Source organism: Mycobacterium sp. URHB0044 (assembly GCF_000620625.1).
In the GTDB taxonomy this organism is placed as follows: Bacteria; Actinomycetota; Actinomycetes; order Mycobacteriales; family Mycobacteriaceae; genus Mycobacterium.
In genome coordinates this window covers 276592-302474 of the sequence record NZ_JIAW01000006.1, presented here as the reverse complement: position 1 = coordinate 302474, position 25883 = coordinate 276592, and the positions used below count along the sequence as shown (strand labels likewise).

Sequence of the window (25883 nt, the reverse complement as noted above, 5' to 3'; positions counted from 1 at the left end):
CATTTGCGCCATACGCGCAGAGTCAACTCTGCAGCACCGGCCGCAGCGCGTCGAGCACCGCGACGTCCTCGATCGTCGATGGTGGCGGTTCTTCGCGACCGTCGGCGATGCCCCGCATCGTCTTGCGGAGGATCTTGCCCGAGCGCGTCTTGGGAAGTGCCGCAACGACGTCGACGCGCTTCAGGCTGGCCACCGCGCCGATGTTCTGCCGCACCGCCTCGACCAGTTCGCCGGTCAGGTCCTCGGCGGAGGCGCCCGCCTTGAGGACCACGAATCCCCGTGGCACCTGTCCCTTGATGTCGTCGGCGACGCCGATCACGGCGCATTCGGCGACCGCCGGATGGGTGGCGAGCACCGCTTCGATCATGCCGGTCGACATGCGGTGGCCCGCGACGTTGATGACGTCGTCGGTGCGGCCCATGACGAACAGGTAGCCGTCCTCGTCGACGTAGCCGCCGTCGCCCGATAGGTAGTAACCGGGGAACGCCGAGAGGTAGGACGCCACGTACCGGTCGTCGTCGCCCCACAACGTCGGCAACGTGCCGGGCGGGAGCGGCAGCTTCACGCAGATCGCACCCTCCTCGCCTGCGTCGCACTCGGTGCCGTCGGGCCGTAGGACGCGGACGTCGTAGCCGGGCATCGGCACCGTCGCCGAACCCGGCTTCGCCGGCATGGCCTCGATGCCCATCGGTCCCGCGGCGATCGGCCATCCCGTCTCGGTCTGCCACCAGTGGTCGATGACGGGGATGCCGAGGCGCTGCGCCGCCCAGTGGTAGGTGCCCGGATCGAGCCGCTCGCCGGCTTGGAACAGGTGGCGCAGCGCCGAAAGGTCGTAGCGGGCGAGGTGGGTGCCTTCGGGGTCTTCCTTCTTGATCGCCCGCATCGCGGTCGGTGCGGTGAACAACGTCGTCACGCCGTGCTCGGCAGTCACCCGCCAGAACGCGCCCGCGTCGGGGGTGCCGACGGGCTTGCCCTCGTAGAGCACGGTCGTCGCACCGAGCAGCAGCGGGCCGTAGACGATGTAGGAGTGCCCCACCACCCAGCCGACATCCGAAGCGGCCCAATAGACTTCGCCGGGCTTGGTGTCGTAGATGTGGCGCATCGTCCACAGCAGCGCGACGGCGTGGCCGCCGTTGTCGCGCACGATGCCCTTGGGCTTGCCGGTGGTGCCGGACGTGTACAGGACGTAGAGCGGGTCGGTCGCGGCGACCGGGACGGGCGCTACGGGCTCGGCGGTGGCAACGGCCTCGGCCCAGTCGACGTCGCGGCCGGGCACCAGCGCGCAGGGATGCTGCTCGCGTTGCAAGATCACGCAGTGCGGCGGGGCGTGCTCGGCGAGCTCGAGTGCCGCGTCGAGCATCGGCTTGTAGTCGACGATGCGGGTCGGTTCGACGCCGCATGACGCGGAGACGACGACGGCCGGGCGGGCGTCGTCGATGCGGGCGGCGAGTTCGTGTGCGGCGAAGCCGCCGAACACCACCGAGTGCACGGCGCCCAGCCGCGCGCAGGCCAGCATGGCGATGACCGCTTCGGGCACCATCGGCATGTAGATCACCACGCGGTCGCCCTTGTCGACGCCGAGGCCGCGCAGGACGCCGGCGAACCGTGCCGTCACGTCGAGCAGTTCGCGGTAGGTGTAGGTGCGCTTGGTGCCGGTGACGGGGGAGTCGTAGATCAGCGCTGCCTGCTCGCCGCGGCCCTGCTCGACATGGCGGTCGAGCGCATTGGCGCACGTGTTGAGCTCCCCATCGGGGAACCACCGGTAGAACGGCGGATTGGAGTCATCGAGGACGCGTTGAGGCTCGCGGGCCCAGGTCACCGCACGTGCGGCGTCGGCCCAGAACGTCGTGGGGTCGTCGATGCTGGCGTCGAACAGTTCGCGGTAGCCGGCCATATCGGGCACGTTAGCGCGCGGGGCGGTCTTGTCTGGCTCATCGACGGGTTTCTATAGTCCAGGGATGGTTACTGACAAAACGTCAACAAGCAGCGAGCCGCCCGCCATTGCCGGGGTGCGCCGGTCGTTCGTCGAGGCGCGCGGGGTGCGGTTCCATGTCACGGAGTCAGGGCCCGAGGACGGTCGACCCGTGATCGCCCTGCACGGCTGGCCGCAGCACCACTGGGCGTACCGCGATCTGCTGGCCGACCCGCCGCCCGGGTTGCGCATCATCGCCCCCGATCTGCCGGGGTACGGCTGGTCCGGGCCGCCGCCGCACCGGTGGGCCAAGGAGGACGTCGCCAGCGACATCTTGGCCCTGATCGACGCGCTCGGCCTCGATCGGGTCATCCTCGTCGGCCACGACTGGGGCGGCTACGTCGGCTATCTGATGGTGCTGCGCGAACCGCAGCGCTTCGACGGCTATCTCGCGCTGAACATGGCCCACCCCTGGGGGATCAAGCCACGAACCGTGCTGCCGATCCTGTGGCGCTTCGCCTACCAGTTGCCGCTCGCGTCGTTCGGTATCTCGGCACAGCGCCACATGAAGTACGTCGACCTGGTGTTCAAAATTGGATCGCGGTTGGACGCCGCGACGGTGCGCGTCTATGCCGACCGCTTCCGGACCGCGGTCGGTGCGCGTGCCGGCCGCGACACGTATCGGACGTTCCTGCTCCGCGAGGTTCCCGAGGGGCGACGGAATCCTGAGCGACGCCGCGCGACGGTGCCGATCCGCGCGCTGTTCGGAACGGGCGACGCGGCGGTGCATCTGTCGTTGGTCGCGCCAGAAACGGCGAAGGCCGACGACTACACGTTGCAAACGGCCGACGCGTCGCACTTCATCGTCGACGAGCGGCCCGAGCTGGTGCGCGCGGCGTTGATCGAGCTGGCCGCCGAAACCGTCCCCCGCTAGGGCGATTTCGGCGTGATCCGTCTCGCTGGGCGCAACGAATCACGCCGAAATCGCTCAGGGGAGGGCGGGTTCCGGCGGCTTGTTTCCGTTGCTCTTCTTCGGCTTCGACGGCTGCGGCGGCGTCGGCAGCGGAGCGTCGATCAGCACTGGCTGCACCGCCGGCGTCGGACGGCACATTTCGATGGCCTTCTCGGTGTAGACGCGATACCCGAATTCCGGTTTGTAGCCGTGGATCTCGGGTGTGTCGAGTTCGCGCATGAACTTCAGGATCTCGCGGCTGAACATCTGGCCTGGAACCAGCACCGGGAAGCCCGGCGGGTAGGGCGTCACGAACGTCGCAGAGACGACGTCGATCCCGGCGTCGATTTTGTCGTCGATCTCCTCGCCGGTCAGGTACTCGCAATTGGTGTCGTCATACGACAGGTAGAACGCCCGCCGCACGTCCCCCTCCGGCGTCGGTTGCTCCCCCGTGAGGTCGCGGAACACCGGGTGGAAGCCGCTGAAGTCTGGTTGCGACGCGGTGTTAGTGGTGAGTTGGCGCACCTTCTGCTCGAAGCGGCCGCGCTCACCAAGCCCCATCTCCGAGATGCTCTCGTCGAGTTCGCCTGCGATCTTCACCAGCACCTCGACCAGAAATGCCACCGAGCTGCGGGTGGTGCCGATGTTGGTCATGAACAACACGGTGTTGCGAGACGTCTTGTTGATCTGGACGCCGTGGCGGTCCATCAACTGCTCGCGCTTGAACGTGTCACCGTCGTATCCGGTGCGGCCTATTGACAACGTGATTCGTGACGGATCGAGTACGAACTCGTCGGAGTCCCACGCCGCCATCATGTTCCGCAGCCCGGACCGCAAGGGCTGCCCGATGCCCGAGGGCCGGAATTCGTCCGGGATCAGGTCAGAGGTTCGCAGGCACGTCATGTACTTGCTCAACAGCGGGTGGTTGTCGATGGCGTCGCGCAGTTGCATGGCGTTCTCGATCTGGCGCTGTACCAGCTCGACGCCCTCGAGTGCGACCTGGCGCCGGCCTAGGTCGAGCGACGCCAGGATCTGGTAGTTCGGCGATGTCGACGTGTGCGCCATGTAGGCCTCGTGGAACGCCTCGGCCACCTTCTGCTCGAAGTCCTGGTCGAAGACGTGGATCATCGAGCCCTGGCGGAGCGAGGTCAGCGTCTTGTGCGTCGACTGGGTGGCGTACACCCGGACCCGCGCCTTGGCCGGATCGGGTCGAAGCCGGCGGTTCAGCAGATCCTCGTCGGTGGACGGATGTTCCGACTCGACCTTGAGGTACTCGTCGTACTCGGCCCGGTACACCTTGTCCTGCAGGAGTTCTCGCAACTTGCGCGCGGTGGCCATCGCGGTCCGTCCGCGGTACACGGGGTGGAAGCGGGCGAACGCGAACCATGCCTCGTCCCACAGGAACACCAGATCCGGCTTGATGGCGAGGCATTCCTCCATGACGCGCTCGACGTCGTAGACGATGCCGTCGAACGTACAGTTCGTCAGCGACATCATCTTGACGCGGTCGAGCTTGCCTGCGCGCTTGAGCGCCAACAACTTCGACTTGATCTCGCGCAGCGGCACCGCACCGTACATGGTGTATTCGGGCAGTGGATACGCCTCGAGGTAGATGACATTCGCGCCGGCCATCATCATCCCGTAGTGGTGGGACTGATGGCAGTTGCGGTCCAGCAGCACGATGTCCCCGGGCGCCACTAATGATTGGGTGACGATCTTGTTGGCCGTCGACGTGCCGTTGGTGACGAAGTAGGTGTGCCGCGAGCCGTACGCCTCCGACGCCAGCTGCTGGGCTTCGCGCAGCGGACCGGTGGGCTCCAGCAGTGAGTCCAGGCCGCCGCAGGTGGCCGACGTCTCGGCCATGAACACGTCAAGGCCGTAGAAGCCGACCATGTCCTTGATCCAGTGCGAGTTCACAATCGACTTGCCCTGCGAAATCGGAAGAGCGTGGAAAACCCCGGTGGGACGGTGGCTGTACTGCTTCAGCGCGCTGAAGAACGGCGTCCGATACCGCTCGGCGACACCGTGCAGGATCGACAGGTGCAGCTCCAATACGCCCTCGCGAGCATGGAACACGCGGCGGAAGAAGGGGCCAAGCCGGCCGGCGATCTGCTCGACCTCGATCTCGGTCATCAGATACATGTCGAGTTCGGGCCGTAAGTCGCGCAGTGACGCGGCGAGGATCTGGGCGCGTTCGTCGGGGGATTTGTGGTCGTCGAGTTCGGCCGATACCCGGGTGTCGACGAACTCGGCCAGCGCGGTCAGGTCGCGCGACGACTGGTGACTGAACCGCCGCCGGATCACCACCGCCTGAAGGTTGACGTTGAGTCGCGCCGCGATCAGCGCCTCGTCGCCACTGGACACCACTACCAACTCGTAGACGAACTCGTCGTCGGGCCGCCGCCAGCTGCGGACCTCCTTGCGCAGCGCGCGTTCCTGGGCCTCGGTCATCTTCTCGACGACGAGCACCTCGAAGTAGAGCTGCTCCTTGCGGTTGACCGGTTGCTGCTCAAGCGTGCGGGGGTCGGCTGGGAACATGTCGGTGTCGTCGAGCCCGGCGGTATCGACGTCGCCGCTGCGATACGACTCGGTGGTCAGCGCGCGGTTGATCCTGGCGACCGAATGGGAGAACTTGTCGTAATTACCGGCGTTGAACAGCCGCTGCACCTTCGCGAACTGTGGCGACCCTGGGTACGCCCAGTACGGCTCCAGCGGGGTGAGCGTCGCGAGCAACTCGTGGCAGATGCCGACGTACTGGTCCTTGAGCTCGCCTGTGGTGGTGGTCCGCGTCAGCCGGTCGGCGGCCTCCTCCAGCCGGCACCACGCGTCGCCGCGCAGTTGCCATACGCTGTTGTAGGCGTGCGAATTGTCTGACATGGTCGGCCCTTTCGCCCTGATCGTTGCTGGCGTCAAGCGTGGCACCGCAGCACAGACGGGCAAGCGATCATCAGACGAACGGTGTACGTCGATCACGTGACCACCAACCGACGTCGACCTGTGAGAATGAGGCCGTGACCGACGACTGGCGCAGCATCAACCTGGCGAACTGGGAATCACGCGTCCCGCTCCACACCGCACCCGGCGGGTACGACCTCGCCGCCTTCGACGACCCCGACTATCTGTCGGACGTGGTGCGCTACGACGTGCCGCGGCTGGGGCGACTCGACGGCCGCGACGTCGTCCATCTGCAGTGCCACATCGGCACCGACACGGTGTCACTGGCCCGCCTCGGCGCGCGGTCAGTGACCGGGCTGGACTTCTCGCCCTCCGCGCTGGAGGCAGGCCGCGCGCTGGCCGAACGCGCGGGCGCCGACGTGCGCTTCGTCGAATCCGACGTCTTCGACGCCGTCGCGACGCTGGGTGGGGCGTGCTGCGACGTGGTCTACACCGGCATCGGCGCGCTGTGTTGGTTGCCCGACATCCGCCGCTGGGCGGACGTGGTTGCAGGCCTGCTGCGGCCGGGCGGTCGGTTGTTCATCCGCGAGAGCCACCCGGTGCTGTGGGCGATGTCCGACCCGAGGGACGACGGACTGCTGGTGATCGAATTTCCCTATTTCGAAACGGCGGGAACGACGTTCGTCGAACACGACACCTATGGCGGCTCGGGCGTCGTCGCCGCGCCCGAGTCCGTGATCTTCAACCACGGGCTCGGTGAGATCTTCACCGCGCTGACCGATGCCGGACTGACGGTCACCGCGTTGGAGGAGCACCGCGAAGTGCCGTGGAATCCGTTGGGTGACAGCATGGTTCCCAGCCCCGAATTCAAGGGTGAATTCATCCTCGCGCACGACGCCGACCGGATGCCTATGACCTACACCCTGCAGGCGGTCAAGGGCTAGTCGTCGACGGCGTCGGCAGCCCGCCGTAGCCGACGGCCCATTTGTTCGATCTTTCGTGGTGAGAGATTGGCGAACGGGTGCACGCTGATGTTGTGCGTGACGCGGCCAACGGCGTTGAAGACGGGCGCGGTGATCGCACCGACGTAGTGGCGCTGACGGCCGCTCGCATCCGCCGATGACGCTGGGGTGCCCATCATTTCGAGCAGCGCGGCGACGATATTGCTGGTTGGCGGCACCGAGGTCGACGCCGAACGTGAGCGAGTTGTCGAAGTCCGGCCCGGATCTCGACCACATGCTCACGTTCGGCGGGGGCTCGGTACTCCTGGGTGCGGTAACCCAGCCCTTGCTCACTCGATGCCACTTGGGATTTCGCCGGGACCGTGCGTGACTCGGGCGAGGTCGAGGCGCTCCGATGAGTGCAACTGCCAGGGCACGCTGGTGACCATGACGTCCGGCTCGAACAACAACCGTCCCTTGAGTCGCAGTGAACTCTGGTTGTGTAGCAAGTTCTCCCACCACCGGCCGACTACGTATTCGGGAATGTAGACGTTGACTACGTCGCGGGGCTGGTTTCCTCGCAACTTCTTCACGTAGTCGACGACGGGCCGGGTGATCTCCCGGTAGGGCGACTCGATGACCATGAGAGGCATATCGATCTCGAGCTCTTCCCACTCCTGAAGGAGGGCCCTGGTGTCATCGTCGTCGACGTTCACGGTGAGCGCGGTGAGCGTATCCGGCCTGGTCGCCTTGGCGAACATCAGCGCACGCTGAGTTGCTTTGTGCCAGTTCGAAATGAGTACGATCGCGTGCACTCGGCTCGGCAGCACACGGTCGTCGTTCATGCCTTCACGAAGCTCGGCACGGACCGCGGCGTAGTGCCGGTGGACACTCTGCATCAGGACACAGAGCACCGGGATCGCGATGACCACCAGGTAGGCGCCATGGGTGAACTTGGTGACCATGACCACGACCAGCACGACGCCGGTGAAGCAGGCGCCGAGTGCGTTGATTGCTCGGGCGCGGTGAACGTGCCGCCGTTCCGCCGGCGTGACGGCGACGGCCAACTGCCGATTCCAGTGCACCACCATGCCGATCTGGCATAACGTGAAGGAGGTGAACACGCCGAGGATGTAGAGCTGGATGAGCCGGGTCGTGGACCCGTCGAACGTGTAGATCAACACACCCGCTATCGAGGCCAGCAGGATGATGCCGTTCGAGAACGCTAGCCGGTCGCCGCGACTGTGGAGTTGCCTGGGCAGGTAGCGGTCGCGCGCGAGGATCGAGCTGAGCAGGGGGAACCCGTTGTACGCGGTGTTCGCCGCGAGGATCAGGATCAGCGCCGTCGCCGCCTGCATGAAGAAGAACATCACGCTGTTGTTGCCGAATACGGCGGCGGCGATCTGGGCGATCACCGTGCGTTGCGGGTCGCGGTTGCAATCGCCGGTGAATCCGATCAGGTCACAGGTGTTCTCGACGACTCGCGTGTGCGAAACCAGTGCGAGCGCGGTCACTCCGGCGAACATCGTGATCGCCAGAATCCCCATGGCCGTCATCGTCCGGGCGGCGTTGAGAGCCTTGGGTTTACGGAACGCGGGCACGCCGTTGGAAATAGCCTCCACGCCGGTGAGGGCGGTGCAGCCGGAGGCGAAGGCGCGAAGTGCCAGTAGGGCGATCGCTAGACCGCTGAGACCGACGTGTTCCGCGCGAATGCCGTAACCGGCACTCTCCGCCCGCGGTGCGTCACCGAGAAGCGCTCGGGTCAAGCCGAGTCCGATCATCAGCATCACGCCGGCGATGAACGCATACGTCGGCACTGCGAACGTCCGCCCAGATTCACGTACCCCGCGAAGGTTCATCGCGGTCAGCAACGCGATGAAGCCGATGTCGACGGCGACCCGATACGGATTCAGCTCGGGTATCGCCGAGATGATGTTGTCGACTCCCGCTGCCACCGAGACGGCCACCGTCATCACGTAGTCCACGAGCAACGCGGCCGCCACGACCAGTCCGGCACGCGGGCCCAGGTTCTTCGAGGCCACCTCGTATGAACCACCACCGCTGGGATACGCCTGCACCACCTGGCGATAGGACAACACCACGACGGCCAGCAACAGCACGACCGCGCCGGCGAGCCACGGCGTCAAATACAGGTAGGCGAGACCACCCAAGGTCAGCATCAGCAGGATTTCCTGCGTCGCATACGCGACCGAGGACAACGGGTCGCTCGCGAAGATCGGCAAGGCGATCCGTTTGGGCAGTAGCGTGTGGCCCAGTCGGTCGCTGCGGAACGGCCGCCCGACTACCAAGCGCTTCAACACTGACGTCGGTGACGACACGGTCGGAGCCTAGTGTCGCCCCGCCCATCGAGAACGGCTCACAGGTGTACGGATTCCGTAAAGATTCTCGGTTACTCCTGAAAGCGATAACCCATCCCGGCTTCGGTCAACAGGTGCTTGGGGTGTGACGGGTCGTCCTCCAGCTTGCGCCGTAGCTGTGCCAAGTACACGCGGAGATAATGAGTCTCCTTGGCGTAGGCCGGTCCCCACACCTCCTTGAGCAACTCGTCGCGGCCGACGAGCTTGCCGCGGTTGCGCACCAGCATCTCGAGCATGCCCCACTCGGTGGGGGTGAGGTGCACGTCGTTGCCGTCCTTGATCACCTTCTTGGCAGCCAAATCGACGGTAAACGAGGCGGTTTCGACAACGGGTTGGTCGGTCTCGGATGCCGCGGCGCCACGTCGGACCGCCGCCCGCAACCGGGCCAGGAACTCGTCCATGCCGAACGGCTTGGTGACGTAGTCGTCCGCGCCCGCGTCGAGCGCCTCCACCTTGTCCGACGAGTCGGTGCGCGCCGACAGCACGATGACCGGCGCCGTGAGCCACCCTCGCAGGCCCTCCAGCACCTCGATGCCGGACATGTCGGGCAGACCCAGATCGAGCACGACGACGTCGGGACGGTGCTCGGCCGCCGCCTTCAATGCGCTGGCCCCGTCGGCCGCGGTGGTGACGTCGTAGCCGCGCACCGAGAGGTTGATTCGCAAGGCGCGCAGGATCTGTGGCTCGTCGTCGATCACCAATACCCGGGTCACGGCCGCTCTCCATCCGGGGCGGCCAGATCGACGACGACGGTCAACCCGCCGCCGGGGGTATCGGTCGCCGAGATCGTGCCGCCCATCGCCTCGACGAACCCGCGGGCCACCGACAGGCCGAGGCCCACGCCGGTGGTGTTGTCGTTGTCGCCGAGGCGCTGAAAGGGTGCGAACACCTGGTCCTCCGCTCCGCGCGGGATGCCGGGGCCTTCGTCGACGACGTTCATCAACACGCGGTTGCCCACCCGACCCGCGTTGACCCGCACGACGCCGTCGGGCGCGTAGCGCAGCGCATTGTCGATGAGGTTGACCAGCACGCGTTCCAGCAGTCCGCTGTCGGCCATGACGGAGGTGTCGCCGACTTCCACCTTCACTCGGCCGACGCCCGGCCATCCGGGACCGCCCGCCGCCCTTGGCGTTCCGAGTATCGCCCGGTGTACCACCTCGTCGAGGTAGACCTGGCGCAGTTCCGGGTGGACGACGCCGGCGGCCAGCCGCGACGAGTCCAGCAGGTTGCCGACCAACGCCGTCAGCTGGTCGACGGATTCCTCGACGGTGGCCAGCAGTTCCGCGGTGTCCTCGGGAGAGAACCCGACGTCGTCGGCGCGCAGGCTCGAGACCGCCGCCTTCGCCGCGGCCAGTGGCGTCCTCAGATCGTGGCTGACCGCCGACAACAGGGAGCGCCGCAGCTCGTCCGCTCGCTCGATGGCCTCGGCGCGGCCTGCCTCTTCGATCAGTTCGCGTTGGCGCACCAAGCCCGCAGCCTGCTTGGCGACCGCCGTGAGCACCCGCCGGTCCCTGGCGGCGAGCTGCCGTCCGCTCATCAGCATCCAGAATTCGTCATCGCCGACTTCGATTGCCGTATCGGCGGATTCGACGTTCACGCATGGGTCGGCGCCTACGCACGCCACGATCTGATCGCCGCCGTCACGGGAGCGCAACATGCTGACCGAACGCTGCGCATACGTTTCGCGGACCCGCTCCAGCAGCGTGTCGAGGTCGGCGCCGCGCAGCACCGAGCCGGCGAACAGGGCCAGCAACTCGGCCTCCTGCGAGGCGCGGCGGGCCTCCCGCGCCCGCTTGGCCGCGCCGTCCACCAGCGCAGCGACGGCAACGGCGACGGCGAGCAGCACCACGATGGTGATGGCACTGTCCGGTTCGGAGATTGTGAAGGTGTAGCGGGGTTCGACGAGGAAGTAGTTGAGCAGCATCCCCGACAGCACCGCGGATAGCGCCGCCGGTGCGACGCCGCCGAGCAGCGCAACGACCAGCACCCCGACGAAGAACAGCGCGCTCTCACCGCCGATGCTCAGGAACCGGTCCAGCACCAGCGCGGTGACGGCGCAGATCGCGGACGGCACGACGAGGGCAGCCAACCACGACGTCACGTGACCCTGGCGCGGCATCCGACGTCGCGATCCGGCCTCTCCGTGGGTGACCATGTGGACGTCGATCTTCTCCGAACGCTGCACGGTGGCCGCGCCGATGCCCTCATCGAAGACGCGGGCCCAGCGCGACCGGCGCGAGGTGCCCAGCACCAGCTGGGTCGCGTTCATTTCACGGGCGAAGTCGAGCAGCGCCCCGGCCACGTCGTCGCCGACGACCGTGTGCACCGTCGCGCCGAGGCTCGACGCCAGCTCCCGCACCTTGCCCATCTGCGGGGCCGACACGCCGGACAGCCCGTCGCCGCGCACCACGTGCACGATCATCAGCTCGGCGCTGGACTTGGAGGCGATGCGAGAGGCGCGGCGCACCAACGTTTCTGACTCGGCACCACCGGTCACCGCGACGACGACGCGTTCGCGCGCCTCCCAGGTATCGGTGATCTTGTTCTCCGCACGGTATTTCGCGAGTGCGGCGTCGACCTGGTCGGCCAGCCACAGCAATGCCAGCTCGCGCAGGGCGGTGAGGTTGCCACGGCGGAAGTAGTTGCTCAATGCGGCGTCGATGCGCTCAGGTGCGTACACGTTGCCGTGGGATAGCCTGCGCTGCAGCGCTTCCGGGGTGATGTCGACCAGCTCGATCTGCCCGGCTCGGCGCACCACCTCGTCGGGAACGGTCTCCTGCTGTTCGATTCCGGTGATCTGCGCGACGACGTCGTTGAGGCTCTCCAGGTGCTGCACGTTGACCGTCGAGACGACGGTGATGCCTGCGTCGAGCAGCTCCTCGACGTCCTGCCACCGTTTGGCGTTCTTGCTGCCGGGGGTATTGGTGTGGGCGAGCTCGTCGACGAGCACCACCTGCGGGCAGCGGCGCAGCACCGCCTCGACGTCGAGTTCGGGGAAGTCGGAGCCGCGGTAGGTCACGTAGCGCGGGGGGATGATCTCGATGCCGTCGAGCATGTCGGCGGTCTTCTTGCGGCCGTGGGTTTCGACGACCGCGGCCACCACGTCGGTGCCCCGTTCCCGGCGGCGCTGCGCCTCGCCGAGCATGGCGAACGTCTTGCCGACGCCGGGTGCCGCGCCGAGGTATACGCGCAGCTCACCCCGCTTCTTCGGTTTGGGCGGCGCGACGCTCACCTGCCCATCATCCACCTAGCTGGTCGAGGGCGAGGTTGACCTCGAGCACGTTGACAGCGGGTTCGCCCATGAAGCCCAGCGCGCGTCCGGTGGTGTGGGCGGCGACGACGCCGCGCACCTCGTCAGGGCTGATGCCACGGGCCTTCGCGACCCGATTGACCTGCAGTTCTGCATACGCGGCAGAGATGTCGGGGTCCAGGCCGCTGCCGCTGGCGGTCACGGCGTCGGCCGGAACCTCTGGGTCGGCGGCCGCCACGCCGCGGATCGGCACGAGCTGGCCGAGCGCGTAGTCCTCGCCGGGCTTTGCGCACTCGACCCGCACGCCTTCGTAGGTGTTCAGGAACGGTGTGGTGGTCGTGTCACACGGTTCGTTGACGCTGACCACCCTGGTCGGGTGGGCCACCACGCCCGATGCGTCACGGGGTCCGATCACCGAGAGCACCGCCCCGACACCACTGCCGGTGCAGAACGGGCGGGCGCCGTCGACCCCATCGCGCGCGCCGACAGTGGCGCTTCTCGTGCACACCTGGGTGAGCAGGCTGGGCTTGGCTTCGGCCGGATTGTCGGCACCGCCGACGGGAGCGTCGACGATGCTCTCCGGGCCGAGATTGCTTGCGCCCGAGGCCAGCGGGTCGTAGCCATCGCCCGCGGCCGACGGCCGGCTCTGGAAGTACTGCGGCAGTGGGTTGCCGTCGGCGTCGGTGAACAGCTGGCCGATCAGGCTGCTGCCGACCGGCTTTCCGGCGACCTGCACGATGGAACCGTTGGCCTTCTCACTGAGTCCGGGAAGCAGCGCGATCATCCAGATGGCCAACGGATACGCCACTCCGACGATCACGGTGAGCACGGCCAGGGCGCGAAGCGCGGCCCAGTGCTGGCGAACGATGCTGGAGAACTTCATGGTTAGGACATCCCGGGGAGGTATTGGACTGCGAGGTCGATGAGCTTGATGCCGATGAACGGTGCGATGATGCCGCCGAGCCCGTAGACGTAGAGGTTGCGGCTCAACAACTTCGACGCGCTGCTCGGCGTGTAGCGCACGCCGCGCAGCGACAACGGGATCAACGCGATGATGACGAGCGCGTTGAAGATGACCGCCGACAGGATCGCCGACTGCGGGCTGTGCAACCGCATGACGTTCAGCAGGTCGAGGCCGGGGAACAAGACGACGAACATCGCCGGGATGATCGCGAAGTACTTCGCGATGTCATTGGCGATGGAGAACGTCGTCAGCGCGCCGCGGGTAATCAGCAACTGCTTGCCGATCTCGACGATCTCGATGAGTTTGGTTGGGTCCGAGTCGAGGTCGACCATGTTGCCGGCCTCCTTGGCGGCCGACGTGCCGGTATTCATCGCGACGCCGACGTCGGCCTGCGCGAGGGCAGGAGCGTCGTTCGTGCCGTCGCCCGTCATCGCGACGAGCTTGCCGCCCTCCTGTTCGCGTTTGATCAGCGCCAGCTTGTCCTCGGGCGTGGCCTCGGCGAGGAAGTCGTCGACACCGGCCTCGTCGGCAATGGCCTTGGCCGTCAACGGGTTGTCGCCGGTGATCATCACGGTGCGGATGCCCATCCGGCGCATCTCGTCGAACCGCTCCCGCATGCCCTCCTTGACGACGTCCTTGAGATGGATGACGCCCAGCGCCTCGGCCTTGCCGTTCAACGTTTGGCCCACGACGAGCGGTGTGCCGCCCGCCGACGAGATGTCGTCGACGATCGCGCCGAGTTCGGGGGGAACGGTGCCGCCGAGACCCCGCACCCAATCGGCGACGGAGGCGGCCGCGCCCTTGCGCAGGCTATGTCCCTCCGCGAGGTCGACGCCCGACATCCGTGTGGCGGCAGTGAATTCCACCCAGTGGGCGTCGCTCAGTTCACACGACGTACGTACCCGCAGACCGTAGTTCTCCTTCGCGAACACCACGATCGACCGGCCCTCCGGCGTCTCGTCGGCCAGGCTGGACAACTGCGCGGCGTCGGCGAGCTGCTCCGGCGTCACCCCGGGCAGCGGTACGAAGTCGCCGGCCTGCCGGTTGCCCAGCGTGATGGTGCCGGTCTTGTCGAGCAGCAGCACGTTGACGTCACCTGCGGCCTCGACGGCGCGCCCCGACATGGCCAGCACGTTGCGTTGCACCAGGCGGTCCATGCCGGCGATGCCGATCGCCGACAGCAGCGCGCCGATGGTGGTCGGGATGAGGCAGACCAGCAGGGCGACCATCACGATGCCGCTGATGCCGTTGCCGTCCAGCGCCGAAGTGTCCGGCACGCCGGGGTTGTTCGCCTTCGAGTAGATGGCCAGCGGCTGCAGCGTCGCGACCGCGAACACGAAGATGAGCGTCAGCGCGGCGAGCAGGATGTTGAGCGCGATCTCGTTCGGGGTCTTCTGCCGGTTGGCGCCTTCGACGAGCGCGATCATCCTGTCGATGAAGCTCTCGCCGGGCTTCTGGGTGATCTTTACGACGATGCGGTCGGACAGCACCGTGGTGCCGCCGGTCACCGCGGACCGGTCACCGCCGGATTCGCGGATCACCGGTGCGGATTCGCCGGTGATCGCCGACTCGTCCACCGACGCGATGCCTTCCACCACGTCGCCGTCGCCGGGAATCACCTGGCCTGCTTCCACGACGACGATGTCGCCCTGCTGCAGCAGCGGTCCGGCGACTTCCTCTTCGGTGCCCGGTCGACCCGGCGCCCACCCGGTGAGGCGCCGGGCGACGGTGTCGGACTTGGCCTTTCGGAGCGTGTCGGCCTGGGCCTTGCCGCGACCCTCGGCGACCGCTTCGGCCAGGTTGGCGAAGATCACCGTCAGCCACAGCCAGAACACGATCAGCCAGCCGAACCAGGTAGGATCGAGAACAGCCAGAATCGTGGACCATACGGCGCCGACCTCGACGATGAACATCACCGGGTTGCGCCACAGCGTGCGGGGATCCAGCTTGCGCAGCGCATCGGGCAGCGACGTCCAGAGCAGGTGGGGGTCGAGCAGGCCGCCTCCTACGGCGCGCTTCTTCGGTGCGGGTTCGGGTTCGTCGCCCTTCGGTTTGTGGGATGCGACCGTGGTGACCGTCATTTTCAGTGAATTCCTTCGGCGAGTGGTCCGAGTGCCAGCATGGGTAGGAAGGTCAGCGCGACGAGGATCAGCGTCACGCCGGTGACCATGCCGATGAACTGAGGACGATGGGTGGGCAGCGTGCCGACCGACGCGGGCGTGTTGCCTTGCGCTGCCAGCGATCCCGCAAGCGCGAGCACGAGAATGATCGGCAGAAAGCGGCCAAACAGCATCGCCAACCCCAGCGCGGTGTTGTACCACTCGGTGTTGACGCTGATGCCCGCGAACGCCGAACCGTTGTTGTTGGCCGCCGACGTGAAGGCGTACAGCACCTCGGAGAGGCCGTGCGGTCCGGTGTTCAGCATGCCTGCCCGTTGCCCGGGCATCGCCATCGCCAGCGCCGTACCGGTCAGCACGACCAGCGGGGTGACCAGGAAATAGGCTGCGGCGAGCTTGATTTCACGCGGCGTGATCTTCTTGCCGAGGTACTCCGGCGTCCGGCCCACCATCAGGCCCGCGACGAACACCGTGATCACCGCGAGGATGAGCATGCCGTAGAGGCCAGAGCCGGTGCCGCCGGGCGCCACCTCGCCCAGCTGCATGTTGAACAGGTTCATCATGCCGCCGAGACTGGTGTAGGAATCGTGGAACGAGTCCACCGCGCCCGTCGACGTCAGCGTCGTCGCGTCGGCGAACACCGCCGAGTCGGGCACGCCGAACCGCTGCTCGACACCCTCCATCGCCGCACCGACCGCCGTCGGCACCGTCCCGTGGTGGCGGATCTGGAAGAACAGCATCAGTGAAACACTCAGCGTCGCAATGACACCCATGACCGCCACGATGGCGTACCCCTGCTTGCGGCTGCCGACCATCCGGCCGAACGTCCGCGGCAGGGAGAACGAGATGACCAGCAGCAGGAAGATCTCGAGCCAGTTGGTCCATGCGGTCGGGTTCTCGAACGGGTGCGCCGAGTTCGCGTTGTAGAAGCCGCCGCCGTTCGTGCCGAGTTCCTTGATCGCCTCCTGGCTGGCGACCGGTCCGCCCGGGATGGTCTGCTGCGCACCGGCGATGGTGTTCACCACCTGGTCGTGCAGGTGGAAGTTCTGGATGACGCCGCCGGTGATCAGCGCCAAGGCCGCGACGACGGCCATCGGCAGCAGGATGCGGATCGTGCCGCGGACGAGATCGACCCAGAAGTTGCCGAGCTCCGTGGTCCGACGACGCGCGAACCCCCGTACCAGTGCGACCGCCACTGCCATGCCGACCGCCGCGGAGACGAAGTTCTGCACGGTGAGGCCGGCCATCTGGACCAGGTGACCCTGCGTCGACTCACCCGAGTAGGCCTGCCAGTTCGTGTTGGTGACGAAGCTGACCGCGGTGTTCCACGCCAGTGCGGGCGTCATCGGGGTGCCGGGATCGTTCAGGTGCAGCGGCAGCTTGCCCTGCACCAGTTGGAAGACGAAGAGCACCAGGACGCCGACCGCGGAGAACGCCAACACGCTGCGGGCGTAAGCGCCCCAGCCCTGTTCGGACTTCGGGTCTGCCCCGATGGCCTTGTAGATGACGCGTTCCACCCGAGAGTGCTTCTCGGAGTTGTACACCCGGTACATGTAGTCGCCGAGCGGCACGTGCACGGCCGCCAGCGCAAGGATCAGCGAAGCGAGAAACAGGATTCCCGCCGTAGTCGACGTCACTTAGAACCTCTCGGGGAACAGCAGGGCGGCGGCCATGAAGACCGCCAACAGGACGGCGAGGATCAGCCCGACCGTGTTGGCGAGGCTCATGACTCGAACATCTTCTGAACGACGCCGAGTAGCGCGAAGACCGCGAGCGTCAGCAGCACGAATACCAGGACAGCCATGTCGCCGACGCTATGCGGCGCCAATAGGCCAAACGGGCGCCCTAACGGTTTCTTGACGCCGGCCGGCGCCGTCTTTACGGCTCTCGTGCGCGGGTGGGCGCAAATCAAGCTACGGTCGCCCCATCTGCGCTTACGATCACGTTTTGGGGGGAGCGGGGTGGTGGACGAGATGAGCTCTCCGCGCACGGTGGAGGCGCGGTCGACGGTTGCGTGGTTGCGACGCTTCACCCGTACGACGCCCGGTGTGGTCAGCATCGTCGCCGTCGCCGTCGCGGCGCTGTGCGTAATCGCCGGGGTGGTGTGTGGGGGTCAGCTCGACGGGCGGATCGACGAGCGCAACGCGGTTATGGACCGCTCCGAACCGCTCGCCTACGGGGCGCAAAACCTCTACGCCGCGCTTTCGGCCGCCGATGCTGCAGCGGCATCGGCGTTCCTCGGCGGGATCGAAACAGCCCCGGTGCGGGCGCGTTATCAACAGGCCCTGGCCGACTCGGCATCGGCACTCGCGGATGTGACCGGGGGCGCCACTGATGCGAAGACTCGCAACGCGGTGGCGGAGATATCGGCGCAACTGGCGGCATACACCGGGCTGGTGGAGTCGGCGCGGGCGAACAGTCGACAGGGGTATCCGGTCGGGTCCGCCTACTTGCGGGAAGCGTCGTCGTTGATGCAGACCTCGTTGCTTCCCGGCGCCGAGAAGATCTACGCCGGTGACCTCGCCACGGTCGACGCTGACCAGCGGGCCGTTGGTTCGATGCCCATGGCCAGCCTGGTGTTGCTGGGACTCGTCCTGGTTGCGATCGCCGTCGGCTCGGTAATCGTGCGCCGCCGCACGAACCGAAGTTTCAACCTCGGGCTCGTCGTCGCCGGGGCCGTGGTGCTGCTGGTGATCGCGTGGATCGTCACGGCCACCCGCTTGGCGGCGGGCGCCATCGAGGACAGCCGAGCCGACGGCACCGCGAGGTTCGATCAGCTCGCGCAGGCTCGCATCCTCGCGCAGAAGGCCCGTACGGACGAGACCCTGCAACTGATCGCTCGTGGCGACGTCACTGCCGGCGAAGAGTCGTTCAACGGTCACATCGACGATCTGGTCGCCCATCTAGGCACGGGGCCGCAGGCAGCTGCAGATGCTGTCGCCAAATGGACCGCGAGCCACCGCAAGCAGGTGGAGGCCTACCTGGGCGGCGACTATCCGGCCGCACTTGCGCAGGCGATCGGAACCGATCCAGCCGCGTCGGCAGCGCAGTTCACCGTCGTCGAAGCCAGCTTGCGCGACGAGATCGAACAAACCCGCGCCACCCTCCGCGACCGAGTGTCTGCCGCGGGCGACTTCCTTGCGTGGAGCCCAACGGGGACGCTCGTGCTCATGATCGTCGCGGCGGCGGCGGCGGTCGTCGGATTGTGGCCGCGACTCAAGGAGTTCTTATGAGAGCCCGAGTCATCGTGGCGTCGCTCGCAGTGGCGCTCGCCGCCGGATGTGGATCCTCGTCAACACCGCCGCCGTCGGTGACGGTCGCGCCGGTCGACGCCATGCCCGCCAAGGCGGAGGAAGTCACGACTGCTCCCGTCGCGGGGAACGCGGACTGCGATCGCGAAGCCAGCCTGCGCCCCGGTCCGCAGCCCCGGCCGGGTGCCATGCCGCCCGGTTCGACGATGGCGAAGATCGCCGAACGTGGCCGGCTCATCGTCGGTGTCGACCAGAACTCGTATCTACTCGGATTCCGGAATCCCTCCTCGGGACGATTGGAGGGCTTCGACATCGACGTCGCCCGCGAGATCGCCCGAAGCATTTTCGGAGATCCTGACCGCATCGATCTGCGTGCAGTCGAAGCGAGCCAACGGGTAGCGGCGTTGCAATCGGGTGAGGTGGACCTCGTGGTCCGGACCTACTCGATCACCTGCGACCGCAAGAAGGAGGTCGCGTTCTCCACGACGTACTTCAATGCCAGCCAGCGCATCCTCGCCTTGAAGGGGTCCGGAATCGATTCTCCCGGTGCGCTTTCAGGCAAGCGAGTGTGCGCGGTGAAAGGCACGACGTCGCTGTCGGCACTGTTCGCGCTCGACCCGAGGCCGACGCTGTTCGGTGTTAGCAATTGGACCGACTGCCTGGTGATGCTGCAACAGGGCCAGGTCGACGCGATCAGCACTGACGACGCCGTGTTGGCGGGCCTAGCGAAGCAGGATCCGAACGTGGAGGTGATCGGACCGAGCCTCGGACTCGAGCCCTACGGGGTCGGGATCAAGAAGGAGAACAAGGATCTGGTTCGGTTCGTCAACGGTGCTCTCGACGAGATGCGTGCCGATGGGACGTGGCAACGCATCTACGACGCCTGGTTGCGCGGCGGCCTCGGACCATCACCCGGCCCGCCGACGCCGCGGTACGAGGACTGACCATGGTCTCCAGAAGCACCGAAGAGATCGATCGCGCGCTCGCCTCGCGCACCAAGGAGGTCGAGGCCATGTCGTCGACGCTCATCGAACTGGAAAGCCATCCCGGCCTCGAGCACGTGCGCCGCTATCCGCCGACGGGCCTGACCGCGCAGCGCTGGGTGGTGGTCGAGAAGGAACTGGCGGAGTTGTGGGAAGACCTGGGGCGGATGACGTCCATCCTGGACTCCGCCCGGGCGGTGCGGGGACGGCGCAACAACGTCGACGACGACGATCGTGCGGAGTTGACCAGGCTGCTCTTCGGACGTCCGCTCGAAGTGTCGCGCCAGCGAATCCCGTTGGGCAAGCGCACCATCACCGGACCCGCGGAAGCGGTCGAGTCGGTCGGACTCGCCGTCCTCGCGGAGCGGATGCAGGCCGACTATCCGGCGGTCGCCGAGTTCTTCGATGCCATCGACGCGGTCAACTCCTTGATCGCCGAACGGCTCGGGGCGACGCAGGACCGGCTCGACGAAGCTGGTGCGGCCGGCCCATCCGAGATCGCTGACCTGTTGCAGGTCTCGGCCACCGATCCGCTGTCGCTGACGCCGCAGGACGTCGGGCGGCGCATCGACGCCATCGTGGAGATCGTCGACCGACGATCGACCGAACTCGCCGACCTCGCTGCACTGCAATCACATTGGCCGGATGCGGTCGCGACGACCGCCATGCGGCTGGACGCGTTGCGGGACGCGACCCAACGCGCGGCGCAGGTTCGCGCGCACGTCGAGGAAGCCGTCGTGTCCGGACCACTGCCAGTACACGGCGACGTCGAACCCGAACTGCGCGCAACGCTCGAGTCCATCACCGCGCCGGATCCGGCGGCGCTGCGGTCGTTGCGACAGCGGATCGACGCTGCGCTGCGGATCGTCGAGGATGACGAACAGCTCGCGCAGGGATTGCTCGACCGGCGCAGCGAGCTGAAGGGGCGGCTGACGGCCTACCAGGCGAAGGCGGCCAGGCTCGGACTCGGCGAGGAGCCAGACCTGTTGGCGTCCGGCCGGATTGCCGCGGGCCTGCTGTCGCGGCGGCCATGCGACCTGCGCGCCGCGACGCGGGCCATCACCGACTACCAGCAGCTGATCGTGCAGAAGCAGGGGACGACGAGATGAGGTGTGCCGAACCGGGATGCGATGGAACCGTCGTCGACGGCTACTGCGACGTCTGCGGCACCGCGCCCGCGACCGGCGTGCAAGAGCCGGCGGCAACGGCCCGCAGCGAGTCGACCGCCCGATCGGCTCCGTCGGCGCGCACCGCACGCACGGGGTCGTCGCGATCGTCCAGTGCCCGCGGCCGTCTCGGCGCAGGAGTGGTCGCGATGCCGCGGATTCCGAAGGGCAATCCCTCCTCGGCGATCATGACGGACCCTCAGGTGCCGGAGGGCAAGCGGTTCTGCGGCAATCCCGAATGCCATCAGCCCGTCGGGCGTGGACGCGAGGGGCAACCCGGCAGGCCGGAGGGCTTCTGCACCCAGTGCGGCACCCGATACTCGTTCGTGCCCAAGCTGTCTCGCGGCGACCTGGTCGGCGGTCAGTACGAAGTGCAGGGCTGCCTCGCGCACGGCGGGCTCGGCTGGATCTACCTGGCGATCGACCGCAACGTGCACGACCGCTGGGTGGTGCTCAAGGGCCTGTTGAACTCCGGCGATGCGGACGCGATGGCCGCCGCCGCAGCCGAAGTGCTCGCGCTTGCCGAGGTGGAACACCCGAACATCGTCCGGATCTACAACTTCGTCACCCATCCCGACGCTGCCGGCGTCCCCGTCGGCTACATCGTCATGGAATTCGTCGGCGGCACGTCGCTCAAGCAGATCCGCAAGGCCCGCAACGGCCCCCTTCCCGCCGACCAGGCCGTCGCCTACATCGTCGAGATCGCACCGGCTCTTGGCTACCTGCACTCGGAAGGGCTGGCCTACTGCGACTTCAAGCCGGACAACGTGATGCAGACCGACGAGCAGCTCAAGCTGATCGACCTCGGCGCCGTGGTCCCCATGGACGACGAGACGAGCGCGCTCTACGGGACGCTCGGTTACCAGGCGCCCGAGATCGCCGAGACCGGCCCCACCGTCGCCAGCGACGTGTACACGGTCGGGCGGACGCTCGCCGTCCTCGTCATGGACGTTCCCCAGGAGAACGGGCACTTCGTCGAGCAGCTACCCGGGCCTGCCGAGGTCCCGGTCCTGGCGAAGTACGAGTCGTTGTACCGCGCGATCAGCCGCGCCACGGATTCTGATCCGGACCAACGTTTCTCGTCGATGGAGGAGTTCGCCGACCAGCTGACCGGCGTGCTGCACGAGATCGCGGCGCTCGACAGTGGCGTCGAGCAGCCGCGGTTGTCGCACTACTTCAGTCCGCAACGCGCGGTCTACGGCACGGAGCGCGACGTGCCCGTGGATACCGGCGATCTGATTGCGGCGCTGCCGGTGCCCATCGTCGACCCCAACGACTCGGGCGCCGCGGTGCTCGCCACCACCAGCGGCACGCCACCCGCTCAGCTCGAGCACGCGCTCTATCTGGCGCGCGGCGGCGAGCGCCAGATCAAGAGTTCGTCGGTCGAGGTTCCGCTACGCCTGGTGCGCGCGGCGCTGGAGATGGGGTCCCCGAAGGACGTCAGGAAGCGGCTCGCCGAACTGGGTTCGGTGATCCCCGGGGACTGGCGGCTGGCCTGGTACAACGCGCAGTGCGCGCTGCTCGAGGGCGACTACGGCACGGCGGCATATGATTTCGAGGCCGTCTTGGCCACGCTTCCCGGTGAACTCGCGCCCAAGCTCGCGATCGCCGCCACCGCCGAACTGCGCGGCGCCCACGACGACGCGGCCCGCTACTACGACACCGTATGGCGGACCGACCACGGCTACGTCAGCGCCGCCTTCGGGCTCGCGCGTCAACGCGCGCGTGCGGGGGACCGGGCGGCGGCAGTCAAGGCGCTGGACGAAGTGCCCACCGCGTCCGCTCATCACACCGCCGCGGCCGCGACGACCATCGAAATACTGCTCGACGGCCGGGAACCCAAGGACCTGGACGGCCAGACGCTGCTCGATGCCGGAAAGCGCGCAGGCGCACTGACACTCGAGTCCGCCACCAAGCGGGCGATGATTCGGCTGCAGGTACTCGGCGCGGCGTTGGGCTGGCTACAGGCCGGCAAGAAGCCGCCGGCTCCGCGGTTGCTCGGTGCTGACTTCGACGAGCCGGGCATCCGGGCCGGAATGGAACGGTGCTACCGCGATCTGGCCCACGAGATGACCGACGTCTGGGAGCGGATAGCGTTGGTGGAGAAGGCAAACGCCGTTCGCCCGAGGACACGGCTATGAGCGGCGACCAGGCGGTCTGCCCCCAATGCGCCACGGTCGTCCGTGGCGCCGACCGGTTCTGCGAGAGCTGCGGAGCGGGGCTGGCCGAGGTTCACCGCGTCGCGATCCCTCGGCCGGGACGAGCGACGGAGGGGCCGTGTTCGGACTGCGGCAACGATGCGTTCGTCGACGAATACTGCGCCCACTGCGGCCACCGGCGCGCCGAGCCCGATCGCGACGAGGCGGAGCTCGGCGAGATCGCGTTGATCACCGACCGCGGTATCCAACACCCCCGCAACGAGGACGCCGCCGCCGCGGGGTTCCTCGCAGGCCCCGGCGCCGAGCGGGCATACGCGTTGGTCGTCTGCGACGGCGTCTCGACGTCCGGGGACGCCCACACGGCCGCGATCGCCGCCGTGAATGCAGGAGTGGACGCGATGCTCGCCGCGCTCGTCGGGTCCCGAAAGCCACGCCCAGCGGTGCTGGCGGGTCTGACCGAGGCGGCGAAGGCCGCAGCCGTGAAGCCGACGGATCCGACGACGGCGCCGTCGTGCACCTACACCGCGACGGCAGTGGTACCGACTGCGCCGGGAACGGTGCAGATCGCGGTCGGCAACGTCGGTGACAGCCGGGCGTATTGGCTTCCCGAACCACCTGAGCCCGCACGACAGCTGACCGTCGACGACTCGTTGGCGCAGGAACTGATCACCGCCGGTGCGTCGGCCGACTCCGAGGCCGTGCAACGCGGCGCGCACACCCTCACCCGATGGCTCGGCGCCGACGCCGAACCGGTGCCGTGGTCGGAATCGAGTGTGCAGACGGCTACCGTCACCGGCCCCGGCTCGCTGTTGCTGTGCAGCGACGGACTATGGAACTACCTGCCCGACCCTGCCGACATCGCACGGTTCTGCACCGGTTCCGACCCCGCCGCGGCCGCGCGTGCACTGACCGAGCACGCCCTGCAGTGCGGCGGCCACGACAACATCACCGTCGTCATCATCCCGATCGGAGGACCTTTGTGAGTTCGACTGAAGAGCAAGGCAGTTCCGGCATCACCGTCGACGTCGACCACAATCCCTACCTCGCCGAGGGAACGGGGACGGTCGACGCGATCGTCAGCATCTCCGCCGGCCCCGACGTCGCCGCGAGCGCCGCGGCGACCGACCGGGTGGAGGCGATCATCATCGACTGCTCGACCTCCATGCAGTCACCGTTCGAGAAGTTCGAGGCGGCGAGGCGCGCCACCAAGGCGGCGATCGAGGAACTGGTCGACGGCACCTACTTCACGATCATCGCGGGTACCGAGAAGGCCACCTTCGTATACCCGGCCGAGTCGGAACCCGCACTGGCGAGCGCGGCCACCAGGGCTGCGGCAACCCGAGCCGTCGACGGCCTGCGGCCCGAAGGCGGCACCGCGTTGGGCACCTGGCTGGCGCACGTCCGCCAGATCGTCACGCAACATCCTGGTGCGCTGATTCACGCGATCCTGCTCACCGACGGCAAGGACGAGCACGAGACGCCCGAACAACTGAAGAACGAAATCGCCCTCAGTGAGGGGCTTTTCACCTGTGACTGCCGGGGAGTGGGAACCAGCTGGCACGTCGAGGAGCTGCGGTCCATCTCGTCCGCGCTGCTGGGCACCGTCGACATCGTCGCGGATCCGGCGGATCTCGAGGCCGACTTCGCGGAGATGATGCGGACGTCGATGGGCAAGTCGATCGCGGACCTGACGTTGCGCCTGTGGACGCCAGCGGGTGCGCGCATCGGCTTCGTCAAGCAAGTCGCGCCGACCGTGGAGGACCTGACCCATCGCCGGGTCGAATCGGGAACTCAGCGCGGGGATTACCCGCTGGGCTCGTGGGGTGCCGAGGACCGGGATTACCACGTGCGCGTCGAGGTCGAACCCGCCGCGGCCGGACGGGAGAAGCTGGCCGCGCGCGTGAGCGTCGTTGCGGGCGAGGAGGTTCTGGGTGAGGGCCTGGTGAAGGCGGTATGGACCGCCGACACGGGATTGTCGGCCCAGATCAGTCGGCGGGTGGCGCACTACACCGGCCAGGCAGAGCTGGCGCAGGCGGTCCAGGAGGGATTGAGCGCGCGCAAGGGCGGCGACGTCGCGACGGCGACGGCCAAACTGCAGCGGGCGATGGAGTTGGCCGTGGAATCCGGCAACGACGGAACCGCCAAGCTGCTCAGGGGTGTCATCGAGGTCGACGAGCACACCGGCACCGCTCGGCTGAAACGAGAAGTGGCCGCGGCGGACGAGATGGCACTCGACGCACGCTCGACCAAGACCGCCAGAGTGCGGAAGGAGAGCTGATGCCGACCTGCGTCGAAGGACACACCTCTACCGCCGAGGACTACTGCGACGTCTGCGGAGCTCCGATCGGGCCGCCGGCGGGAGGACCAGCCCCGGCGGTCACCAAGGCGTGCCCTGCCTGCGGCACGCCGATCAGCGGCCGCTTCTGTGAGACGTGTGGACACGATTCGGCTTTGCCGGCACCCCCGCAGGCACAACCGGTTTCGCCGCCACAGCCCATACCGGAGGCGCCAACGGCCGGGTGGACCGCCGTCGTCGCCGCCGACCGGGAGTTCTATGAACGCGTCATCGCCCGCGGTGGCCCCGACACGGTCGAATTCCCGCAGTTCTTCCCCGAACGCCGAATCGCTTTGCACGCCAACACCACTCTGATCGGCAGGCACAACCGCGACCAGGGCATCGAACCCGAGATCGACCTCGGCATCCATCCCGTCGACCGCGGCGTCTCCACGCAGCATGCGGTGCTGCGGCTCCGGGATTCGGGCCTTACCCTCACCGATCTCGGGTCGACCAACGGAACCAGCCTCAACGGCAGCGATGACCTCCTGAAGAACGGCGAGGAGGTGGCGCTCGCCGACGGCGATCGCATCCACGTCGGCGCCTGGACCACGATCACGATCGTGCAGAGCCCATAGGA

At 67.4% G+C, this 25883-nt stretch carries 18 protein-coding genes and 1 pseudogene; 9 read left to right on the top strand and 10 right to left on the bottom strand.

Features of this window, described 5'->3' with window-relative positions; genetic code table 11:
- Positions 1-22: 22 nt before the first annotated feature.
- Positions 23-1915: pseudogene (locus N536_RS0115350) on the bottom strand (propionyl-CoA synthetase); the annotation flags it as partial.
- A gap of 43 nt (positions 1916-1958) precedes the next feature.
- Here N536_RS0115350 and N536_RS0115345 point away from each other — a divergent pair.
- A complete protein-coding gene (locus N536_RS0115345) occupies positions 1959-2846 on the top strand; it encodes an alpha/beta fold hydrolase (protein ID WP_036436454.1) in 888 nt (295 codons plus the stop codon).
- 54 nt (positions 2847-2900) lie between these two features.
- Here N536_RS0115345 and N536_RS38545 read toward each other — a convergent pair whose 3' ends face one another.
- Positions 2901-5741, bottom strand: a complete 2841-nt coding sequence (locus tag N536_RS38545) for an aminotransferase class I/II-fold pyridoxal phosphate-dependent enzyme (protein ID WP_036436452.1) — start codon at positions 5739-5741, stop codon at positions 2901-2903.
- A 134-nt stretch (positions 5742-5875) separates the two neighbouring features.
- On the opposite strand from N536_RS38545, the gene N536_RS0115335 reads away from it, so the two are divergent.
- Complete coding sequence (locus N536_RS0115335; RefSeq protein ID WP_029114410.1) at positions 5876-6703, top strand: class I SAM-dependent methyltransferase; 828 nt, start codon at positions 5876-5878, stop codon at positions 6701-6703.
- Here N536_RS0115335 and N536_RS0115330 read toward each other — a convergent pair.
- From N536_RS0115330 to N536_RS42215, 8 genes are all read right to left on the bottom strand, one after another.
- Complete coding sequence (locus N536_RS0115330; RefSeq protein ID WP_029114409.1) at positions 6700-6939, bottom strand: hypothetical protein; 240 nt, start codon at positions 6937-6939, stop codon at positions 6700-6702. The genes N536_RS0115335 and N536_RS0115330 overlap by 4 nt on opposite strands.
- 111 nt (positions 6940-7050) lie before the next feature.
- Positions 7051-9039 (bottom strand): APC family permease, encoded by a 1989-nt coding sequence (locus N536_RS0115325; protein ID WP_029114408.1) that lies wholly within the window; start codon positions 9037-9039, stop codon positions 7051-7053.
- A gap of 71 nt (positions 9040-9110) precedes the next feature.
- On the bottom strand, positions 9111-9791 hold the full coding sequence (locus tag N536_RS0115320) for a response regulator (RefSeq protein WP_029114407.1): 681 nt from the start codon (positions 9789-9791) through the stop codon (positions 9111-9113).
- Complete coding sequence (locus N536_RS0115315) at positions 9788-12310, bottom strand: DUF4118 domain-containing protein (protein WP_029114406.1); 2523 nt, start codon at positions 12308-12310, stop codon at positions 9788-9790. Before N536_RS0115315 ends, N536_RS0115320 begins: the two co-directional genes overlap by 4 nt.
- A gap of 7 nt (positions 12311-12317) precedes the next feature.
- Entirely contained in the window at positions 12318-13211 is an 894-nt protein-coding gene (locus N536_RS0115310; protein ID WP_029114405.1) for a potassium-transporting ATPase subunit C, read from the bottom strand.
- Positions 13212-13213: 2 nt separating this feature from the next.
- A complete protein-coding gene (gene kdpB / locus N536_RS0115305; RefSeq protein WP_029114404.1) occupies positions 13214-15373 on the bottom strand; it encodes a potassium-transporting ATPase subunit KdpB in 2160 nt (719 codons plus the stop codon).
- Positions 15374-15375: 2 nt separating this feature from the next.
- Positions 15376-17046: a potassium-transporting ATPase subunit KdpA gene (gene kdpA / locus N536_RS0115300; RefSeq protein WP_029114403.1), complete on the bottom strand. Its 1671-nt coding sequence runs from the start codon at positions 17044-17046 to the stop codon at positions 15376-15378.
- On the bottom strand, positions 17047-17136 hold the full coding sequence (locus N536_RS42215) for a potassium-transporting ATPase subunit F (RefSeq protein ID WP_155948606.1): 90 nt from the start codon (positions 17134-17136) through the stop codon (positions 17047-17049).
- Positions 17137-17382: 246 nt separating this feature from the next.
- Here N536_RS42215 and N536_RS0115285 point away from each other — a divergent pair, with 246 nt between their 5' ends.
- From N536_RS0115285 to N536_RS0115255, 7 genes are read left to right on the top strand one after another with little or no spacing between them, the layout of a single operon-like run.
- Entirely contained in the window at positions 17383-18642 is a 1260-nt protein-coding gene (locus tag N536_RS0115285; RefSeq protein ID WP_231514539.1) for a hypothetical protein, read from the top strand.
- The gene (locus tag N536_RS0115280) at positions 18639-19604 is read left to right on the top strand and encodes a glutamate ABC transporter substrate-binding protein (protein ID WP_029114401.1); all 966 of its coding nucleotides are present in this window, start codon (positions 18639-18641) and stop codon (positions 19602-19604) included. The genes N536_RS0115285 and N536_RS0115280 overlap by 4 nt, the downstream gene beginning before the upstream one ends.
- A gap of 2 nt (positions 19605-19606) precedes the next feature.
- Positions 19607-20752 carry a hypothetical protein gene (locus N536_RS0115275; RefSeq protein WP_029114400.1) on the top strand — a complete coding sequence of 382 codons (1146 nt, stop codon included), beginning with the start codon at positions 19607-19609 and terminating at the stop codon, positions 20750-20752.
- Positions 20674-22950 carry a tetratricopeptide repeat protein gene (locus N536_RS0115270; RefSeq protein ID WP_369798424.1) on the top strand — a complete coding sequence of 759 codons (2277 nt, stop codon included), beginning with the start codon at positions 20674-20676 and terminating at the stop codon, positions 22948-22950. Before N536_RS0115275 ends, N536_RS0115270 begins: the two co-directional genes overlap by 79 nt.
- Positions 22947-23951: a PP2C family serine/threonine-protein phosphatase gene (locus N536_RS0115265; protein WP_029114398.1), complete on the top strand. Its 1005-nt coding sequence runs from the start codon at positions 22947-22949 to the stop codon at positions 23949-23951. The genes N536_RS0115270 and N536_RS0115265 overlap by 4 nt, the downstream gene beginning before the upstream one ends.
- On the top strand, positions 23948-25246 hold the full coding sequence (locus tag N536_RS0115260; RefSeq protein ID WP_051574518.1) for a VWA domain-containing protein: 1299 nt from the start codon (positions 23948-23950) through the stop codon (positions 25244-25246). The genes N536_RS0115265 and N536_RS0115260 overlap by 4 nt, the downstream gene beginning before the upstream one ends.
- Positions 25246-25881: an FHA domain-containing protein gene (locus N536_RS0115255; RefSeq protein ID WP_029114396.1), complete on the top strand. Its 636-nt coding sequence runs from the start codon at positions 25246-25248 to the stop codon at positions 25879-25881. The genes N536_RS0115260 and N536_RS0115255 overlap by 1 nt, the downstream gene beginning before the upstream one ends.
- The last annotated feature ends 2 nt before the right edge of the window (positions 25882-25883 follow it).

Coding starts and splice junctions, on each gene's coding strand:
- N536_RS0115345 (WP_036436454.1), top strand. CDS start 1,959: ATGGTTACTGACAAAACGTCAACAAGCAGCGAGCCGCCCGCCATTGCC.
- N536_RS38545 (WP_036436452.1), bottom strand. CDS start 5,741: ATGTCAGACAATTCGCACGCCTACAACAGCGTATGGCAACTGCGCGGC.
- N536_RS0115310 (WP_029114405.1), bottom strand. CDS start 13,211: ATGAAGTTCTCCAGCATCGTTCGCCAGCACTGGGCCGCGCTTCGCGCC.
- kdpB (WP_029114404.1), bottom strand. CDS start 15,373: ATGACGGTCACCACGGTCGCATCCCACAAACCGAAGGGCGACGAACCC.
- N536_RS42215 (WP_155948606.1), bottom strand. CDS start 17,136: ATGAGCCTCGCCAACACGGTCGGGCTGATCCTCGCCGTCCTGTTGGCG.
- N536_RS0115285 (WP_231514539.1), top strand. CDS start 17,383: ATGAGCTCTCCGCGCACGGTGGAGGCGCGGTCGACGGTTGCGTGGTTG.
- N536_RS0115280 (WP_029114401.1), top strand. CDS start 18,639: ATGAGAGCCCGAGTCATCGTGGCGTCGCTCGCAGTGGCGCTCGCCGCC.
- N536_RS0115275 (WP_029114400.1), top strand. CDS start 19,607: ATGGTCTCCAGAAGCACCGAAGAGATCGATCGCGCGCTCGCCTCGCGC.
- N536_RS0115270 (WP_369798424.1), top strand. CDS start 20,674: ATGCGACCTGCGCGCCGCGACGCGGGCCATCACCGACTACCAGCAGCT.
- N536_RS0115265 (WP_029114398.1), top strand. CDS start 22,947: ATGAGCGGCGACCAGGCGGTCTGCCCCCAATGCGCCACGGTCGTCCGT.
- N536_RS0115255 (WP_029114396.1), top strand. CDS start 25,246: ATGCCGACCTGCGTCGAAGGACACACCTCTACCGCCGAGGACTACTGC.